Here is a 19,216-nt window from a genome sequence, read left to right as displayed (position 1 = left end):
AGCGCTCCGGTCAGCCCCGGGGCGGCATCAGCAGCCGGTTCTATGGAGGACTTACGCAATCGTGGACGCGCAAGGCCGTGGGCACGCGGGAGATGTCGATCCCGCGGATCAGTGGGTGTTCAACCCGAACACCGGCAGCTATGAGCTGCGACTGAACCCCGTCGCCGACGACTCCGGTAGTCGGTACGGATCCCGCCGCACCTCGGCGCCGCGCCAGAGAAGTGCCTCCCCCGACGAGAGCGCCGGTACACCTGCCGGCCCCGGCGCCGGTGAGCGTTCCGGGGGGCGCGGCGGCGACCGTGCGCACCCCGGGGCCGGGGAGCGCCCCGGGGAGCAGGACGAGGGCCGATCCGGCTCGCGGTCGGCGCGGCGCGCCGAGGCCAGACTTCCGGCCCAGCGGCGGGCCCGCGCCTCCGAGCGCGCCGCCTCGGCCGAGGGTGCGGGCAGGGGCGGCCGGGGGCGCCGAAAGGCCAAGCGACCGCTGTCCGGCAAGCAGAAGGCACTGCGCATCGGCGGCGGCGTCGTGGGATTCGTGCTGGTGGCCGGCTGTGTGGCCGGCACCGTCTGGTACCAGAAACTCAACGGCAACATCAGCAAGGTCGATGTCGGCGAGAACAACCCCGCCGTCACCGACGGTCCGGTCAACATCCTGGTCATCGGCACCGACGCCCGTGAGGGCAAGGGCAACACCGGCTACGGCGACGCGGGCAGCGTCGGGCACGCGGACACCACGTTCCTCTTCCACGTCTCCAAGGACCGGTCCAACGCGACAGCGCTGTCCATCCCGCGGGACATGATCACCAACATCCCCCAGTGCGAGGTCCGGGAGAACGGCCGCGTCAAGAAGACCATCCCCGGGCAACAGGGCGTGCGTTTCAACACCAGCCTGGGTCAGGAGGGCCGGGACCCGGGCTGCACCTGGCGCACCGTCGAGAAGCTCACCGGGGTGCAGATCCACCACTTCATGATGGCGGACTTCAACGCCGTCAAGGAGCTGTCCACGGCCGTGGGTGGCGTCGAGGTCTGCACCCGGAAGCCGATAAACGACCCGAAGTCGCATCTGAAGCTCAAGGCGGGCAAGCACGTCGTCAAGGGCGAGCAGGCCCTGGCGTTCGTCCGGACCCGGCACGCGGTGGGCTTCGGCAGCGACCTGGACCGGATCAAGCTGCAGCAGCAGTTCCTCAGCTCCATGATCCGCAAGATGAAGTCGGGTGACACGCTCTCCAGCCCGTCCAAGCTGTTCAAGCTGAGCAACGTGGCGACGAAGGCGCTGACGGTGGACGAGGGCATCGGCAGCGTCAAGAAGCTGATGGACTTGGCGAACGACCTCAAGCGGGTGAACATCAAGAACATCACCTTCGCCACGGTCCCGGTGGTGGACAATCCGAACGACCCGGCCACCGTCCTACTCAACCGGCAGAAGGCCGACCCGCTGTTCAAGATGGTCCGCCAGGACAAGTCGCTGACCGGGAAGGACAAGAAGCGGAAAACGGCCGCGCCGAAGGCGAAGAAGGCCCCGGCCTCCCAGGTGAACGTCTCCATCCTCAACGGCGGCGGCCCCCCGCGCGCGGCTGCCGCCACGGTGGACTGGCTGCTCAACGAAGGCGTGGGCAGCGCGGCTTCCGGCGGCAACGCCCCGCAGCAGCTCTCCAAGACCCGGCTGGAGTTCGCACCGTCGGAGCAGGAAGAGGCGGCCCGGCTGGCCGACATGCTCAAGCTGCCGGCCTCGGCGCTGAAGAAGTCCGAGGGCGCGGGCCCCGGTATGAAGCTGACACTCGGCAAGGACTTCTCTGCCCCGGGCAAGCCGCTCGGCGCGCCGGACAAGACGCCCTCCGGCGTCGAGAAGGTCAAGGCCGACGACAAGAACGTGTGTGCGAAGTGACACCTACCCCTCCGGAACGTCCCGCCAGGCGTCCGGGGGCAGCACAACCTGAACATCTCGGGGAGGTCCCGTGCGGCAGAACAACACCGACGGCGGCAGGGAGGCGCAGCACAGCGCCCCCACCGCCGCCGACCGCGGCTGGGACGAAAGCCTGTACGGGAACCCGGCAGGAGAGCACCCCGCAGGAGCCGACCCGGCCGGGGAGCCCCCCGCCGGGGAGTCCCCCGCCGGAGAACGCCCCACCGCACAGCGCCCGCACTCGCAGGACCCGCACCCCGAGAGCGCCTCGGCGGCACAGCCCGGAGCCGGCGGCGGCCGAGGCCAACGCCGCGGAAGACGCGGGGGCACGGAAGGCGACGCGGCGAGGGGCTCGGCGAGCCGGAGCGCGGCGGCGGTGAGCCGGACCAAACGACCCAGCCGGGCCAGGCGGGTGCTGCGCTGGTCCGCCGCCGTCCTCTCGGTGCTGATACTCGCCGTCGCGGCCTCGGGCTACCTCTACTACCGGCACCTCAACAGCAACCTCAGCAAGGACGAGCTCAACCTCGGGGACAACAAGCTCCACCACTCCGATCCCAACGCCGCGGGCCAGACCCCGCTGAACATCCTGCTGCTGGGCTCCGACTCGCGCGCCTCCAAGGAGAACGTACGACTGGGCGGCTCCCGCGCCGACCGCGACCGGCCACCGCTGGCGGACGTGCAGATGCTGCTGCATGTCTCGGCCGACCGCAGCAACATGTCGGTCATCTCCGTACCGCGTGACACCAGGACGACGATTCCCAAGTGCACCGACCCGGACGACAAGAAGGTCTATCCGGCGACCACGGACAAGATCAACACCAGCCTGCAGCACGGCGGACCCGGGTGCACCGTCGCCACCTGGGAAGAGATGACGGGCATCCCGATCGACCACTTCATGATGATCGATTTCTCGGGTGTGGTCTCCATGGCCGACGCGGTCGGCGGCGTCCCGGTCTGCGTCAAGGAGAACGTGCACGACCCCAAGTCGAAGCTGAAGCTGAAGAAGGGCACCTCCGTCATCAAGGGCGAGCAGGCGCTCAGCTGGCTGCGGACCCGGCACGGCTTCGGTGACGGTACGGACATAGGCCGCGCCAAGGCGCAGCACATGTATATGAACGCGATGGTGCGCCAGCTCAAGTCGGGCACCAAGCTGACCGACCCGGGCAAGCTGCGGCACCTGGCGGAGGCCGCCACCAAGGCACTCACCGTCGACAAGGGCATCGGCTCCGTCAAGAAGCTCTACGACCTGGGCAACGACCTCAAGCGGGTGCCCACCAAGCGCATCACCATGGCCACCATGCCGTGGGAGTACGGGGGCGGCGGCAGCTATGTGATGCCGAAGGAGGGCGACTCCGACAAGATCTTCTCCCTCGTACGCAACGACGTGGCGCTCGACGGCAAGGACAAGAAGAAGGCCGAGGCCAGCAAGTCCGCACAGCCCACCGAGCCGTCGCAGCCGAAGGCCCGGATTCCGGTCAGCGTGATGAACGGCACCGGTACCGCGCTCCAGCGGCCGGTCACCGGCAGAGCGAGCGTCGTCGCGAGCACGCTGGTGAACAAGGGGTTCGGCCGGGCGGTGGCCAGCCAGACGCCCCAGTCACGTGCGGACACCACCATCCTCTACCCGCGCGAGGAGCAGCGCGGTGACGCGCTGGCCGTCGCCAAGGCGCTGGGCATTCCCGAGCGGCTGGTCAAGCACTCCGCCGGCGCGCAGCAGGTCACCCTCATCGTCGGCGCCGACTGGCGGGAGGGTCCTGCCTACCCCAAGAGCGAGGGCGGCGAGAGCGGCAGGAAGGACGAGCAGAAGGCGCCGGACAGTGCGGACGCGCTGCGCGGCGACGACAAGAAGGCGTGCATGGACGTCAATCCGAACTACACCTGGTGAGGCGAGCGGCACTTGGTGAGGCACTGACGCACAGCCATGGGTAAGGGGCGCCCTCCCTTGGAGAGCGCCCCTTACCCATGGCGGACGCGGCTACCGGGTCGCGAGTACCGGCTCGCGGCGGCTGGCGATGACCTTGCGTGCCAGCTTCTTCGGGCTGGTCAGAAAGCCCCAGCCCCAGGACATGTGCATGGTGGCGAGCGCGACGGGAATCTGCGCGCGTGCCTTCAGCGGCAGCCCCCGGCCCGCCGGGAGCGATCCGGCGACGATGGCCGCCAGATAGCCGCCGGGCACCGCCAGCGCCCACGGCGTGACGGCGGCGCCCACCACCAGACCAGCCGCGATGGCGCACACGGCGACCGGCGGGGCGAGGTAGCGCAGATTGATGGAGCCGGCGTGGTAGCGGGCCACGACGTGCCGCCAGCGGCCGTAGTTGCGGTACTGCTTGGCCAGGGCGCGCACGCTGGGCCGGGGCCGGTAGGAGACCCGCAGCTCGGGTGAGAACCAGATCAGGCCGCCCGCCTCGCGGATACGGAAGTTCAGCTCCCAGTCCTGGGCGCGGATGAACTCCTCGTTGTAGCCGCCCTGCTGCTCAAGCACCTCCCGGCGGAAGACACCCAGGTAGACCGTCTCGGCCTCCCCCGCGGTGCCACCGGTGTGGAAGGCGGCGTTGCCCACGCCGATCTTCGAGGTCATCGCCGCTGCGACGGCCTGCTCCCAGGCGTTCTCGCCCTCCGCGTGCATGATGCCGCCGACATTGGCGGCGCCGGTCTCCTCGAGCAGCCGTACGGCTGTGGCGATGTAGTCGGCGGAGAGCATGCCGTGTCCGTCGACCCGCACCACCACCGGGTGCCGGGACGCCTTGATCGCGGCGTTCAGTCCGGCCGGGGTGCGGCCCGTGGGATTGGGCACCGTGTGCACGCGGGGGTCCTCGGCGGCCAGCTCGGCGGCGATCTCGTCCGTGCGGTCCGTCGAGGGCCCCAGCGCGATGACCACTTCCAGCTCGCCCTCGTAGCGCTGCTCGAGGATGTGCCGCACAGAGCTGCGCAGGTGCCGTTCCTCGTTGAGGACCGGCATGATCACGGAGACGGGGGGCTGGGCTGCGTCCGGGGTGGAGTCCGGGGAAGGACGTCGGTTCTCGCGAGTCACGGCGCTCACGTTACCGCGATCGGGGGAACGGTCCGTACGCCCGCGCGCCTTCCGTACCCTCCTGTGCCGGGCCCGGGCCGGGCCGACGGGTACGCGCGAGCACGGGACGGCGTGTACGCACGATCCGGAGATCGTACCGGCATACAGTGTGGGAACTCTTAGTCACTTTATTGTCACCCTCGGTTCGGACTCTGTTCGTCCTCTGCGGAAGGCGGCCACTCTTGCCTCGACGCGCCTCCTCCCTCCACGAAGGCCCGCGCAAAGGGCCGCGCAACGGCCCCCGCCGGGCCCGCCAGGGCCCGCGCTGGGGTCTGCGGATCGCCACCGGCTCCTCCGTGCTGCTGCTGGTCGCCGGCGGCGTCGGGCACGCGATGGTGACGGGGCTGAGCTCGGACGTACGCAGGGTCGACCCGTTCGACGGCCTGGACACCGACAGCCGCCCCAAGGTCGACAACGGCGTCAACTTCCTGGTCGTCGGCACCGACCGCAGAGACGGCCTCTCGGCGACCCAGAAAGAGCGGTACAACCTGGGCGGCTCGGCCTGCGACTGCACGGACACCATCCTGCTGGTGCACCTCTCCGGCGACCGGCACCGCGCCACCGTCGTCAGCCTCCCGCGGGACACCTACACCCGGCTGCCGCCGCACAAGAACCGCGCGACCGGCAAGCAGGTGCCCTCCCGGCCCGCCAAGCTCAACGCCGCCTACACCGCGGGCGGCGCTCCGCTGACCGTACGGGCCGTGGAGAAGCTGACGGACGTGCACGTCGACCACTATCTGGAGGTCGACTTCACCAGCTTCATGAGCACCGTCGACGTGCTGGGCGGTGTCCCGGTCTGTACGACCAAGCGGCTCAAGGACAGCTACTCCGGACTCGACCTGCCCAAGGGCACCACCAAACTGAACGGCGGACAGGCGCTGCAGTACGTACGGGCGCGGCACCTGGACGGCGGCTCGGACCTGAGCCGGATGAAGCGCCAGCAGCGCTTCCTCGCCTCGGTCATCTCCCGGGCCACCGACAGCGGGGTGCTGATGAACCCGGTCCGGTTCAACAAGGTGGCCACCACCCTGCTGGAGTCCGTACGCGCCGACGAGGACTTCGGCACCGAGCAGATGATGGCTCTGGGGCAGGCGATGCGGGGCTTCAAACCCGAGTCCTCGGAGTTCGCCTCCGTGCCCCTGGCCGACGCCGACCACCGGGTGCCGGAGCTGGGCTCGACCGTCCTGTGGGACGAGCGCAAGGCGGCCAAGCTGTTCACGGCACTGCGCGAGGACCGGCCGCTCTCCGGGCCGAGCACCGCTCAGCGGGGCGGCCCTCCGAGGGTCGAGGTCGCCCCGCGCACCATCCAGGTCGAGGTCACCAACGCCACCGGCCGCCGAGGGCTCGGCGCCAAGATCGACCGCGGGCTGCGCGGTACGGGCTTCGCCACCACGGGCACCGCCACCAACGCCCGGCCGGTCCGGCCCGGCCGTACGACCATCACCTACGACCCGCGCTGGAACCGCTCCGCCAGGTCGCTGGCCGCGGCGCTGCCCGGCGCCGAACTGGTCGAGGCCGAGCGCAGGGGAGCCCGCATGCGGGTCACCGTCGACGACCCGCACCAGCGCGTGCGCCGCGTACGCCCCCCGGAGGTGGACAGCGCCCCGGGCGAGGCCCCGATGCGAGGGGACGAGGTCGAGTGCGACTGAGGCCGACGTAATGGGCGTACCCGGCGTGGTCCGGCCTGGGGCGGCTCAGCCCGCGGGGCGGCTCGCGCGGAGTTCCTTGATGGCGCGGCGCCGGGCCAGGCGGTGGGTCCGGCGGATCTGGGCCTCCTGGTAGCGCCGCCGGTCCTGGTCCGTCTCGGGTATCACCGGGGGTACGGAACGGGGCTTGCCGTTCTCGTCGACCGCCGCGAACACCAGGTAGGCCGAGCCGACCTGGGTGGCGGGCGTGGACTCGTTCCAGCGCTCTGCCATGACGCGTACGCCGACCTCCAGGGAGGTCCGGCCCGTCCAGTTGCACTGTGCGTGTACGTGGACGAGGTCACCGACGCGGACAGGTGAGAGGAACGCCATCTCGTCCATGGACGCGGTGACCGCGGGCCCTTCGGAGTGGCGCCCGGCGACAGCGCCGGCGGCGTCGTCCACCAGCTTCATGATCACACCGCCGTGGACGGTTCCGAGGAGGTTCGTGTCGGCCGCCGTCATGATGTGCGAGAGCGTAGTGCGCGACGCCGAGGTCGGCTTTCCGGGAAGGTCGTCCCCTGCCGACGTAGGGCCCTGATCAGTCATGACACCACCATAAGCGGACGGCCTCGACATCGTGTCGGCGCGGAGCAAGCCTCGCGGACCGCAGCATTTTGCATCAGAACTGCTACAGCCTGACCCCGAAGTGGTACCCGCCCTGTGTTCCGCCACCCGGATGCAGGCACACTGCGGTGCATGAATGAGTGGCCCGACGGTTGGACCAACACTTCGCGGGGCCGGGAGGGTCGTGGTCGCGGCGCGCCCCGTCCCGACCCCACACGTGTCATGCCCCACACATCGGCGCCCGGGGTTCCCCCGCAGACCCGCGGCCCGGGAGGGTCCGGACACGGTCCGGGCGGTGGCGGGTACGACGTCGGCCACGGTCAGCCGCAAGCCGGTTACGACTCCGGCTACAGCGAGGGCCAGGTCTACGGTGGCGGCCGGAGCGGCGGGCGCGACGACTACGGTGACCGTCCCAGACCCGACTGGCGACGCCGGACCAAGTGGACGCTGATCACGCTGGTCGTCGTCGTGCTGGTGTGGTCGGTCGGTACCTACTTCTGGGCCGACTCCAAGCTGCGCCGCGAGGTGGATCTCAGCATCGTCGAGGACCGTCCCGAGGGCGGCGACGGCACCAACTACCTCATCGTCGGTTCCGACAGCCGCGAGGGCATGAGCAAGGAGGAGCGACAGAAGCTCCACACCGGCGGGCCCACCGACAAGGGCCGCACCGACTCGATCATGATTCTGCACGTCGGCAGCAACGGGAACACCATGATCTCGCTGCCGCGTGACTCGGACGTCGAGATCCCCTCCTTCACCGGGTCCGAGTCCGGCAAGCACTACCCGGCGCAGGGCAAGCACACGAAGATAAACGCCACCTACTCCATGGACGGCCCCGAGCTTCTGGTCCGTACGGTCGAGCACAACACCGGGCTGCGGATCGACCACTACGCGGAGATCGGCTTCGGCGGCTTCGCGAAGATCGTGGACGCGGTCGGCGGTGTGGAGATGGACATCCCGCGCGACATCAAGGACGACAAGTCCGGCGCCGACTTCAAGAAGGGCAAGCAGACCCTCAACGGCCAGGAGGCGCTCGCCTTCGTCCGGACCCGTTACGCGCTGCCCGGCAGCGACCTGGACCGCACCAAGAACCAGCAGAAGTTCCTCTCCGCGCTGGCGAACCAGACCGCGACCCCGAGCACGGTCCTCAACCCGTTCAAGCTCTACCCGACGATGGGCGCCGGCCTGGACACCCTGAAGGTCGACAAGGACATGAGCCTGTGGAACGTCGCCTCGATGTTCTGGGCGATGAAGGGCGTCTCGGGCGGCGACGGCAAGTCGATGAACATGCCGATCGCGGGGCCGGCGCCCGGCGGGAACCTCCAGTGGGACAAGGCCAAGGTCAAAAAGCTCGTCAGCCAGCTCAACAACGACGAGAAGGTGACGGTGACCTCCGACCGCTGAGGCGTCACACACGAGGCACGAACGCATGAGGCCAGGCCCTGGGTGCGGGGCCTGGCCTCATGCGTGCGTGCGAGGTTCAGCAGGGTTGGCGGCGTTCAGCGCTCGCACAGACACAGGCAGAAGGGGTGCCCTGCCGGGTCGAGGTAGACGCGGAAGTCCCGCGCGCCGTCCCCGTCGTCCTGGACGAGCCGGGCGCCCAGCGCCAGCGCCTCCTGCTCGGCTTCCTCGATCCGCGACGGCGGCACGTCCAGGTCGAGGTGGAACTGCTGGGAGTGCGCCTCGCTCGGCCACTGCGGCGGGACGAATCCGGGCGCCCGCTGGAACGCCAGTCGCCTGCGGCCGTCCTCGTCGAGCACCTCCGTCCACTGGCTGTCGCTGTCCGGGTCCACCTTCCAGCCGAGCAGCTGCGCGTAGAACTCCGCCAGCCGCCCGGGGTCGGGACAGTCCAGTACCACTACGCCCATCGTGGGGATGGCCATCGTGTGTCCTCTCTCGGTTGTTCGCCGTCGAACCACCACGGCCGACGTTACCGGTAGATAGGTTTTAGCGGTAACGCCCGGGTTACCTCATGATGGCCCAGAACCGGTAACGTCACAAGAGTGGGAGACAGACAGGCGCCGGAACCACTCCTTTTGGTGCAGGAGTTGGCGAACACGCTGGACATCGAGACCGGTGCGGACGAGCTGGCAGGACCCGAGGGCCTGGCCCGGTTCGTCAGCACGCATGGGTTGACGCGATTCGGCCTCGGCAAACCCGACCTGGAGGGGCTGAGGGAGCTCCGCGAAGCCCTGCGTGCCGCCTGTCTGGCGCATACCAGTGCCGGAGCCCACGCCGACGCCGCCGCACGCACCGGCGCCGCGCACACCGGCGCCGCAGCCGTGGCGGCGCAGACCGCCGAGACGCTGGAGCGGCACCTGGGCGCTGCGCCCCTCGTCCTGCGGATCGGCGAGCGGGGTGAGGCCGCGCTGGAGGCCGCGCCCGGCCTGACGGGCCTGCCCGCTTTCACCGCCCACCTCGCCGCCCGGATCGCCACCGCGGCGAGCGACGGCACCTGGCAGCGCCTGAAGGCGTGCGAGACGCACGACTGCCAGTGGGTCTACTACGACCGCAGCCCGGCCGGACGCAGCCGCTGGTGCACCATGGCCGTCTGCGGAAGCCGCGCGAAGATGCGCGCCTACCGCGCGCGGCGCGCTCGATAGCCCGAAACCGCAGGGCGTCTCGCGCGGGCCCGCACACAGCGGCCTGCCATCAGGCCCGAGGCGGGCGGGAGCACCCCGCGGCCGGGGTCACAGTGTGGGGCGGCCCAGGGCGCGGAAGGTCCAGCCGGACTTGCGCCACAGCGTCGGGTCCAGCGTGTTGCGGCCGTCGAGAATGTGCCGGGCGGCGACGACGTCGCCCAGCTTCGCCGGGTCGAGCTCCTTGAACTCGGACCACTCGGTCAGGTGCAGCACCACATCGGCCCCCCGGGCGGCGTCCAGGGCGCTGTCCGCGTAGCCCAGCGTGGGGAAGACTGCGCGCGCGTTCCCCATGCCCTTCGGGTCGTACACCGTCACCTGGGCGCCCTGGAGATGGAGCTGGCCCGCGACGTTGAGTGCGGGCGAGTCCCGTACGTCGTCGGAGTCGGGCTTGAAGGTGGCGCCCAGGACGGCGATGCGCTTGCCCAGCAGCGCGCCGCCCAGCGCGTCCCGGGCCAGCTCGACCATCTGGGCGCGGCGGCGCATGTTGATGGAGTCGACCTCACGCAGGAAAGTGAGCGCCTCGGAGGCGCCCAGTTCGCCGGCGCGGGCCATGAAGGCGCGGATGTCCTTGGGCAGGCAGCCGCCGCCGAAGCCGATTCCGGCGCGGAGGAACTTGTGCCCGATGCGGTCGTCATGGCCGATGGCCTCGGCGAGCTTGACGACGTCGCCCCCGGCGGCCTCGCAGACCTCGGCCATGGCGTTGATGAAGGAGATCTTCGTGGCGAGGAAGGAGTTCGCCGAGGTCTTCACCAGCTCGGCCGTCGCGAAGTCGGTGACCAGGAACGGGGTGCCCTCGGAGAGGGGCCGTGCGTAGACCTCGCGCAGCAGTTCCTCGCCGCGCGGCCCGTCGGTCCCGACGACGATGCGGTCGGGGTGCAGGGTGTCCTTGACGGCGAAGCTCTCCCGCAGGAACTCCGGGTTCCACGCCAGCTCGGCCTCCTTGCCCGCGGGGGCCAGCTCGGCGATCAGGGCCGCGAGCCGCTCAGCGCTGCCGACCGGCACGGTGGACTTTCCGACGACCAGCGCGGGCCCGTGCAGGTGCGGCGCCAGCGACTCGACAGCACGCTGCACGTAGCTCATGTCGGCAGCGAACTCGCCGTGCTTCTGCGGGGTGTTGACGCACAGGAAGTGGACGTCACCGAAGGCGCCGATCTCCTCCCAGGAGTCGGTGAAGCGCAGCCGCCCCGTGGAGCCCTCGACACCGGCGACGTGTGCCCGCAGCAGCTCCTCCAGGCCGGGCTCGAACATGGGCGCCTGCCCCTGCTCCAGCTTGCGCATCTTCTCCGGCACGACATCGAGCCCCAGCACCTCGAAGCCCAGCTCGGCCATGGCGGCCGCGTGGGTGGCGCCGAGGTAGCCGAGGCCAATCACGGTGATCTTGGGCGAGGCCATGCGGGTAGCTCCTTGTGACGGCAGAACGCTGTCCGCGAGCATAACGGGGCGTCTCCTGTCGTGAACCTCACGTACCCCCAGGGAGGCATCCGCCACTAAAATCGGTGTTACTTAACGGTAATTAGCAGGCCAGGCAACCGGCGATCCACCACAGCACCCCAGGCATTCCGCATGCTCTCAAAGGAGTGAGACACCTTGGCGTCTGATTTCGACCTCTACCGGCCGTCCGAGGAGCACGAGATGCTCCGCGACTCGGTGCGCGCGCTCGCCGAGGCGAAGATCGCGCCGTACGCCGCCGAGGTGGACGAGGAGGCACGGTTCCCGCAGGAGGCGCTGGACGCGCTGGTGGCCAACGATCTGCACGCGGTGCACGTGCCGGAGGCGTACGGGGGCGCGGGCGCCGACGCGCTGGCCACCGTCATCGTCATCGAGGAGGTCGCCCGGGTGTGCGGCTCCTCCTCGCTCATCCCGGCCGTCAACAAGCTCGGCTCGCTCCCGGTGATCCTCTCCGCCTCGGAGGAGCTGAAGAAGCGGTATCTGACACCGCTCGCCAAGGGCGACGGGATGTTCTCGTACTGCCTGAGCGAGCCGGACGCCGGTTCGGACGCGGGCGGGATGAAGACCAAGGCCGTACGCGACGGGGACCACTGGGTGCTCAACGGCGTCAAGCGGTGGATCACCAACGCCGGCGTCTCCGACTACTACACGGTGATGGCCGTCACCGACCCGGACAAGCGCACCAAGGGCATCTCCGCCTTCGTGGTGGAGAAGGACGACGAGGGAGTCTCCTTCGGCGCCCCGGAGAAGAAGCTGGGCATCAAGGGCTCGCCCACCCGCGAGGTCTACCTGGACAACGTGCGCATCCCGGCCGACCGGATGATCGGCGCCGAGGGCACCGGCTTCGCCACCGCGATGAAGACCCTGGACCACACCCGTATCACCATCGCCGCGCAGGCCCTCGGTATCGCGCAGGGCGCCCTGGACTACGCGAAGGGGTATGTGCAGGAGCGCAAGCAGTTCGGCAAGCCGATCGGCGACTTCCAGGGCGTGCAGTTCATGCTCGCCGACATGGCCATGAAGATCGAGGCGGCCCGGCAGCTGACCTACGCGGCCGCCGCGCGCTCCGAGCGGGTGTCCGAGGGCAGCGAGAAGGAGGACCTGACCTTCTTCGGCGCAGCCGCCAAGTGCTACGCCTCGGACGCCGCCATGGAGATCACCACGGACGCCGTCCAGCTGCTCGGCGGCTACGGCTACACGCGGGACTACCCGGTCGAGCGGATGATGCGGGACGCGAAGATCACGCAGATCTACGAGGGCACCAACCAGGTGCAGCGCATCGTGATGGCGCGGAACCTGCCGTAGGAGAGCGTACGGAGAACGGCGATGAGGGGCCGGCGTCCTGGGACGCCGGCCCCTCACGTGTGCCGGTGACTCAGTGCCCCATGTCGCAGCAGCCGTCCCGGCGCAGCTGGCGGCTCACCTGCCGCCAGTGTGCTTCCTGTCCGCTCTCCTGGGCGCGCAGCCGCGTGTCGCTGCTGTAGGCGTCGATCAGGTCCTTCTGCTCATACGGGACGCCACCGCGGACCACCGTCACCGTGCGCACCAGTGAGTCGAAGTCGGTCAGCGGGTCGCCGTCCACCAGGGTGAGGTCGGCCAGCTTGCCCTCCTCCACGGTGCCCAGTTCGCGCTCGGCGCCGAACGCCCTGGCGGGCAGCACGGTGACCGTACGCAGCGCCTCGTGCGGCTTGAGCCCCGCGCGGTGCAGGGCCCGGAGCGCCAGGTGGAGGTGGAGGCCGATCGGCACCAGGGGCTGGTCGGTGCCGAGCGCCACGAGGCCGCCCGCCGCCAGAACGCGGCGGTAGACGGCCGTCTCCACATCGAGCGTGGCCAGCTGGTCCTCGGTGGGCGGGGTGGCCGCCGACTGGCGTACGGCCTGCACGTCCCACGGCGGCAGCAGCCGGGTCACCCGCTCGTCCTCGGCCAGCTCCGGGTGTGCGCCCAGCAGCGGGAGCGCGGTGAAGGGCGTGGCGACGAGGTGGAAGTCGCCCGGCGTCGAGTAGATGCCGGCGAGGTCCTCGTAGGCGTGCCCGGTCGCGGTCGTGGCGTGGCCGAACTCCAGCCGCTGGGTGGCCTGGAGGTGCGTCGTCAGGTCCTGGCCGATCTGTACGCCCGGGGTGCACAGGTGGCTGCCGGAGCGGACGCCGAGCTCTTCGTGCGCGTACTGCGCCGCTTGGCGCATCGCAGTGGCGGGCGCGCGTACATACGTCTTGACGAAGTCCCAGTCGAGTGCGCCGCCGCGCTCCAGGGAGCGGCGCAGCCCCGCTTCCGTACGGTGCGCCCTGCCCATGCTGTAGGCGACGCGTGCGCCGTCCAGCAGTTCGCCGGTGGCCAGCAGTCTGGGGCCGGCGAGCTGTCCGGCCGCCACCGCCTCGCGCAGTCTGGCCTGTTCGTAGGCGAAGCCGCCGAAGGAGACCGCCGTGGTGATGCCGTAGGCGAGCTGGGTGACCGTCTGCCTGCCGCCGTACGTGGTCTGCCAGGGGTGCGTATGGGTGTCCCACAGGCCCGGCAGGACGGTCAGCCCGGAGGCGTCCAGTCGGCGCTCGGCGCGGCGCCCTGAGCGGTGCGGGGCGATCTCGGCGATCCGGCCGTCCCGCAGCACCAGATCGACGTCCTCGCGTACGCCCTCCCCTGTGCCGTCCCACAGCCGTCCTGCGTGCACCACGGTCTGCTTGGGCGCGGGCCGCCGCCAGGACATCCCCAGCCGGACGGTGCGCGCCTTCCCCGGCTTTCCGTCCTCCACCCGGCGCAGCCGCAGTCTGCCCGCCGACAGGTACAGCAGGGCGGAGGAGTCGCCGGACCAGGACGGGTGGTCGGCGCTCTCGTCGGAGAGCCGGCGCGCCTTGCCCGCCGGGCTGCCGTCACCGCCCACGGGCAGCACCCACAGGGCCGACTCGGACACGGCGGCCATCCACTTCCCGTCGGGCGACCAGACCGGCCCTGAGGCGTAGCGGTCGGCGAGCGAGGCGTGCGGTGCGAGCGGGTACAGCGCTTCCGCGCCGCTGTCCGTCTCCAGGACCCGGATGAGGTTGTAGCCCTCGCGGAAGCGGTAGTTGAGCCGGTTGCGGTCGCACAGCGCGAGATGGCGGCCGTCCGGTGACCAGGTGGGCGGGCCCGGAAGGCCGCCCCCGCCCAGCGGCCCGGCCAGGGTGCGTTCCCGGCCGCTGTCCAGGTCCTTGACGAGCAGGTTGCCCGCCATGTCCAGGCACGCCAGCTTGTCGCCGTCCGGGGAGAGCACGCCGAAGACGCGGCCGCCCCCTGCGAGTTCCTTCTCCTGGCCGGAGTCGAGTTCTCTGCGGCGTACGGCCAGCAGGCCGTCGCGGTCGTCGCTGTAGAGCAGCGCTTCGCCGTCCCGGGTGAAGGAGGGCGCGCAGATGTAGCGGGACTCGGACGCCTGGACGAGCTTGCGGGGCCGCCCCCGGCCGTCGGTACGGGCCAGCCACAGCGCGTTGAGTGCGACATAGGCGACGTGCTCGCCGTCCGGGGAGAGGACGGGCTGCTGCACACCGCGCACGGGGTGGCTGCCCGGTGACTCGAAACCGTAGTCCTTGACGCGGTAGCGGGGGCGCCGGGTGGCCAGTTCGGCGGTGAAGGGGATGCGCTCGTGGGACTCCGGCCGGGCCGGACGCAGCAGTCGGAAGGTGCCGGAGACGGTCAGCAGCAGCGTCTCGCGGTCGGTCCAGCGGGGCGGCACCGGCGCCAGATCGCCCTCGATCCGTACGGGCTTCCCCTCGACGACCAGCGTGCAGGACGCCTTGGGCGCCGCGGTGGTGCGCAGGTAGGCGACCTTCCCTGAGGGCGAGACGGCGGGCGTCATCAGCGACACGCCCTCGGTGCTGTCCTCGTGCTCGGTACGGACGTCGCCGGAGCCGTCCGCGGCGACCGACACCAGGGTGCGCGCATCGAGCTGGGGGCCGCGCTCCCCCTCGGTCACGGTGCCGCGTACGCACAGCACGCGCTCGCCGTCCGGTGACCAGGCCGGGTCGAAGTCCTCCCAGTCGCCGTCCTGGAGCGGACCGCCCTGTCCCTTGCGGCCGGTGAGGCGGGTGAGTTCGCCACTGCGCACGTCCAGCACCCAGATGCGGTACGGGCTGCCCTTGACCGGGTCGCCTTCGCGTTCGGAGGCGAACGCGATCCGGGTGCCGTCCGGTGACCAGGCCGGGCCGCGGTCGTCCCAGGGCCCGTCGGTGCGCTGCTCCAGCCCTGAGCCGTCCGGGCGGAGGGTCCAGATGTGGAAGCCGCCGCCGTGGTAGGCGCAGACGGCGACCGTCTTGCCGTCGGGGGCGAGCACCGGGCGGGTCGGTTCCAGCACGGGGACGGTGAGCGGCCGCGCCTTGCCACCCGAACGGGGGATGGACCAGAGGGTGTTCTGCATCTCCGCGATCACTCGGTCGGCGCCGGGCACCAGGGTGGCAGCGCCGTTCGTGGCGGCGGAGAAGGTGACGGTACGGGCCTTGGTTCCGGCCTGGGCGAGGTCGGTGGCCTGAGCAGGTGCGGCGGCGGCCGGTGCGGTGAGGGCTGTGCCTCCCACAGCGAGTGCGCCGCCCGCGGCGGCCGATGCCTGGAGGAGCCGGCGACGGGCGAGGGCGCTGGGAACATCACCAGGTGAGGAGGTGACGTTTTCCGAGGTGGTGTGCGAGCCGGACGATTCCGAGGTGGCCAATGGTCCTCCCTGGACACGAGGGACGGGCCCGCTGATGCTCGCGGGCCCCGGGGGCGTGGTCAAGACCGCTCGCCGCTCCGGGGCCCGCCGCCTCGGGCCCGCTCCCCAGGGGGAATTGACGCCGGGTCAGCCGTCCAGCTGCCCGATCGTGGCGATCGAGGGCCCGCGCTGCGTCTGCAGCGTGCGGGCCACCTCCTCCGCCTCACGCAGCACCCGCAGCGCGTTGGACCACGTCAGCTTCGCCAGGTCGGCCTCGGACCAGTTGCGGTCCAGCAGTTCGGCCACCAGGTGCGGGTAGCCGGAGACATCCTCCAGCTGGGCGGGGGTGAAGGCGGTGCCGTCGTAGTCGCCGCCGATGCCGATGTGGTCGACGCCGGCGACCTCGCGCATGTGGTCGAGGTGGTCGGCGACCGTCGCGGCGTCCGGGACAGGGCGCGGGTTGGCCTTCTCGAACTCGCGCTGCACCTTGCGGCCTTCGTCGCTGAGGTCCAGGTGGTCCAGGCCGTGCGCACGCATGTTCTCGTCCGCGGCCCGGGTCCAGGCCACCGCCTCGGGAAGGATGAACTTCGGTACGAAGGTCGCCATCGCCACCCCGCCGTTGGCCGGGAGCTGGGCGAGCACGTCGTCGGGGATGTTGCGCGGGTGGTCGCACACGGCGCGCGCCGAGGAGTGCGAGAAGATCACGGGCGCCTCGGTGACCCGCAGCGCGTCCCGCATCGTCTCGGCCGCCACATGGGAGAGGTCCACCAGCATGCCCAGCCGGTTCATCTCGCGGACGACCTCCTCGCCGAAGCGGCTCAGCCCGCCCGCGCGCGGCTCGTCGGTGGCCGAGTCGGCCCAGTCCAGCGAGTTGTTGTGGGTGAGCGTCAGATAGCGCACCCCGAGCTGGTGGAGCGCGCGCAGCGCGGCCAGCGAGTTGTTGATGGAGTGCCCGCCCTCGGCGCCCATCAGCGAGGCGATACGGCGCTGGGCGTGTGCGGCCTCCACGTCCTGAGCCGTGAAGGCCAGCTGGAGGTCGTCGGGGTAGCGCGCGGCCAGCAGCCGAACGGCGTCGATCTGCTCCAGGGTGGCGCTCACCGCGTCGTCGCCGGTCAGCTCGCCGGGCACGTAGACGGACCAGAACTGCGCGCCGACACCGCCCGCGCGCAGCCGTGCCAGGTCGGTGTGGAGCTTCTCGCGCTGGTCGTCGGCGATGTCGAGCTTGTCGAGGTCGTAGCGCGCCTGCTCGCGCAGCGCCCACGGCAGGTCGTTGTGGCCGTCCACCACGGGGTGCTCGGCCAGCAGCGCCCGGGCGCGCTCCAGGCTGGGGCTGTCCGGGCGCCGCTCGGAACCTTCGGTGTGTGTCACCGGTTGCCTCCCGTCCGGCTGCCGAAGCCGAAGCCGGTCTCGCCCGCGGCCCTGGCACGCAGCCGCTTGCCCTTCTCGGTGGCCTGCGCGTTCAGCTCCTGCTGGAAGTCGCGCATCTTCTCGCGCAGCTCCTCGTCGTGCGCGGCGAGCATCCGGGCGGCGAGCAGCCCGGCGTTGCGCGCGCCGCCGACCGAGACGGTGGCGACCGGGACACCGGCCGGCATCTGCACGATGGACAGCAGCGAGTCCATGCCGTCCAGGTACTTCAGCGGCACCGGCACGCCGATGACGGGCAGCGGGGTCACCGAGGCCAGCATGCCCGGCAGATGTGCCGCGCCCCCCGCACCCGCGATGATCGCCCTCAGCCCGCGGTCGGCGGCGTCCTCGCCATAGGCGATCATCTCGCGGGGCATCCGGTGCGCGGAGACGACGTCGACCTCGTAGGCCACCTCGAACTCGTCCAGCGCCTTGGCCGCCTCCTCCATGACGGGCCAGTCCGAGTCGGACCCCATGACGATCCCCACGAGAGGGCTGGCTGTACTCATACGGCTCCTAGGCTGCTAGGTGGCGAATCCGGGCTCGGCTGTCGGTGCTGAGGGTCCCGCCGGTGCTGTCGGTCGCGCGCTCACTCCACGACGGTGCCGCGCAGGTAGCCGGCGGCGTGCGCGGCGCGCTCCCGCAGGTCGGCGAGGTCGTCCCCGTACACGTTGACGTGCCCCACCTTGCGGCCGGGCTTCACGTCCTTGCCGTACATATGGATCTTCAGCTGCGGGTCACGTGCCATGCAGTGCAGATACGGGGCGTACATGTCCGGGTAGTCGCCGCCCAGCACATTGGCCATCACGGTCCAGGGCGCCCGGCAGCGCGGGTCGCCCAGCGGCAGGTCGAGGACGGCCCGCAGGTGGTTGACGAACTGCGAGGTGACGGCACCGTCCTGGGTCCAGTGCCCGGAGTTGTGCGGCCGCATGGCCAGCTCGTTGACGAGCAGCCGGCCGTCCTCCGTCTCGAACATCTCGACGGCCAGGTGGCCCACGACGCCCAGCTCGTTCGCGATGCGCAGCGCGGTCTCCTGAGCGCGTACGGCGGCGTCCTCGGCCAGTCCGGGCGCCGGGGCGATCACCGTGTCGCAGACCCCGTCGACCTGGATGGACTCCACCACGGGGTAGGCCACCGCCTGCCCGTGCGGGGAGCGTACGACGTTCGCCGCCAGCTCCCGCGCGAAATCGACCTTCTCCTCGGCGAGCACGGGGACGCCCGCCTTGAAGGGCTCGGCCGCTGCCGGGTCGCCGACGCCGCGCACCACCCATACGCCCTTGCCGTCGTAGCCGCCGCGCACCGTCTTGAGCACGACGGGAAAGCCGTCGCCCTCCGCAGCGAACGCGGCCACGTCCTCGGGCGAGCTGACGATGCGGTTGCGCGGCGCGGGGATGCCGAGCTCGGTCAGGCGGGCGCGCATCACGCCCTTGTCCTGCGCGTGGACGAGCGCCTCCGGGCCGGGGCGGACGGGGACGCCGTCCGCCTCCAGGGCGCGGAGGTGCTCGGTGGGGACGTGCTCGTGGTCGAAAGTGATCACGTCGCAGCCCTCCGCGAAGCGCCGCAGTGTGTCCAGATCTCGGTAGTCACCGACGACAACGTCGTTGACCACCTGCGCCGCGGAGTCCTGCGCCGTATCCGAGAGAAGCTTGAATCTGATGCCGAGCGGAATGCCCGCCTCGTGGGTCATACGAGCGAGCTGACCGCCACCGACCATGCCGACTACCGGGAATGTCACGGTTCCAGGGTACGGGGCGCAGCGGAGCGCCCCGCCCGCCAGGTCTGCCTTGGGCCGCTCCCGCTGCGCTCGGCACCGGTCGATCCCGGTATGGACCTGTCTACAACGGGGGCCGGAACGGG

General features: G+C 70.9%; 14 protein-coding genes. 6 read left to right on the top strand and 8 right to left on the bottom strand.

From position 1 onward, the window contains the following. Positions 1-61: 61 nt before the first annotated feature. Together JW592_RS28645 and JW592_RS28640 are read left to right on the top strand one after the other, a co-directional pair. Complete coding sequence (locus JW592_RS28645; RefSeq protein ID WP_209268149.1) at positions 62-1,882, top strand: LCP family protein; 1,821 nt, start codon at positions 62-64, stop codon at positions 1,880-1,882. A gap of 70 nt (positions 1,883-1,952) precedes the next feature. Next, positions 1,953-3,785 carry an LCP family protein gene (locus JW592_RS28640; RefSeq protein ID WP_209268148.1) on the top strand — a complete coding sequence of 611 codons (1,833 nt, stop codon included), beginning with the start codon at positions 1,953-1,955 and terminating at the stop codon, positions 3,783-3,785. Between the two features lie 90 nt (positions 3,786-3,875). Here the strand turns inward: JW592_RS28640 and JW592_RS28635 are convergent, their stop codons facing one another. Beyond that, complete coding sequence (locus JW592_RS28635) at positions 3,876-4,931, bottom strand: glycosyltransferase family 2 protein (protein ID WP_307805582.1); 1,056 nt, start codon at positions 4,929-4,931, stop codon at positions 3,876-3,878. Between the two features lie 221 nt (positions 4,932-5,152). On the opposite strand from JW592_RS28635, the gene JW592_RS28630 reads away from it, so the two are divergent. Beyond that, positions 5,153-6,619 (top strand): LCP family protein, encoded by a 1,467-nt coding sequence (locus tag JW592_RS28630; protein ID WP_229377012.1) that lies wholly within the window; start codon positions 5,153-5,155, stop codon positions 6,617-6,619. Between the two features lie 45 nt (positions 6,620-6,664). Here the strand turns inward: JW592_RS28630 and JW592_RS28625 are convergent, their stop codons facing one another. Further along, positions 6,665-7,204 (bottom strand): acyl-CoA thioesterase, encoded by a 540-nt coding sequence (locus JW592_RS28625; RefSeq protein WP_209268147.1) that lies wholly within the window; start codon positions 7,202-7,204, stop codon positions 6,665-6,667. Positions 7,205-7,354: 150 nt separating this feature from the next. On the opposite strand from JW592_RS28625, the gene JW592_RS28620 reads away from it, so the two are divergent. After that, positions 7,355-8,626: an LCP family protein gene (locus JW592_RS28620; RefSeq protein WP_209268146.1), complete on the top strand. Its 1,272-nt coding sequence runs from the start codon at positions 7,355-7,357 to the stop codon at positions 8,624-8,626. A gap of 95 nt (positions 8,627-8,721) precedes the next feature. Here the strand turns inward: JW592_RS28620 and JW592_RS28615 are convergent, their stop codons facing one another. Further along, entirely contained in the window at positions 8,722-9,105 is a 384-nt protein-coding gene (locus tag JW592_RS28615; protein ID WP_209268145.1) for a VOC family protein, read from the bottom strand. A 120-nt stretch (positions 9,106-9,225) separates the two neighbouring features. On the opposite strand from JW592_RS28615, the gene JW592_RS28610 reads away from it, so the two are divergent. Continuing rightward, the gene (locus JW592_RS28610; RefSeq protein ID WP_209268144.1) at positions 9,226-9,825 is read left to right on the top strand and encodes a CGNR zinc finger domain-containing protein; all 600 of its coding nucleotides are present in this window, start codon (positions 9,226-9,228) and stop codon (positions 9,823-9,825) included. Between the two features lie 87 nt (positions 9,826-9,912). Here JW592_RS28610 and JW592_RS28605 read toward each other — a convergent pair whose 3' ends face one another. Then, complete coding sequence (locus JW592_RS28605; protein WP_209268143.1) at positions 9,913-11,256, bottom strand: UDP-glucose dehydrogenase family protein; 1,344 nt, start codon at positions 11,254-11,256, stop codon at positions 9,913-9,915. A gap of 195 nt (positions 11,257-11,451) precedes the next feature. Between JW592_RS28605 and JW592_RS28600 the strand changes: the two genes are divergently transcribed. After that, the gene (locus tag JW592_RS28600) at positions 11,452-12,618 is read left to right on the top strand and encodes an acyl-CoA dehydrogenase (protein WP_267878099.1); all 1,167 of its coding nucleotides are present in this window, start codon (positions 11,452-11,454) and stop codon (positions 12,616-12,618) included. 70 nt (positions 12,619-12,688) lie between these two features. On the opposite strand, the gene JW592_RS28595 is transcribed toward JW592_RS28600, so the two are convergent. From JW592_RS28595 to JW592_RS28580, 4 genes are all read right to left on the bottom strand, one after another. Then, the gene (locus JW592_RS28595; protein WP_209268142.1) at positions 12,689-15,976 is read right to left on the bottom strand and encodes an amidohydrolase family protein; all 3,288 of its coding nucleotides are present in this window, start codon (positions 15,974-15,976) and stop codon (positions 12,689-12,691) included. A 126-nt stretch (positions 15,977-16,102) separates the two neighbouring features. Further along, on the bottom strand, positions 16,103-17,323 hold the full coding sequence (locus JW592_RS28590) for a dipeptidase (protein ID WP_209268141.1): 1,221 nt from the start codon (positions 17,321-17,323) through the stop codon (positions 16,103-16,105). Beyond that, positions 17,320-17,868, bottom strand: a complete 549-nt coding sequence (gene purE, locus JW592_RS28585) for a 5-(carboxyamino)imidazole ribonucleotide mutase (protein ID WP_209268140.1) — start codon at positions 17,866-17,868, stop codon at positions 17,320-17,322. Before purE ends, JW592_RS28590 begins: the two co-directional genes overlap by 4 nt. An 80-nt stretch (positions 17,869-17,948) precedes the next feature. Next, entirely contained in the window at positions 17,949-19,136 is a 1,188-nt protein-coding gene (locus JW592_RS28580; RefSeq protein ID WP_209268174.1) for a 5-(carboxyamino)imidazole ribonucleotide synthase, read from the bottom strand. Positions 19,137-19,216 lie beyond the last annotated feature (80 nt).

It is taken from the genome of Streptomyces spirodelae (genome assembly GCF_017676385.1).
Taxonomy (GTDB): Bacteria; Actinomycetota; Actinomycetes; order Streptomycetales; family Streptomycetaceae; genus Streptomyces; species Streptomyces spirodelae.
The sequence above is the reverse complement of the archived record's forward strand: the minus strand, read 5'-3'. Positions and strand labels throughout refer to the sequence as shown.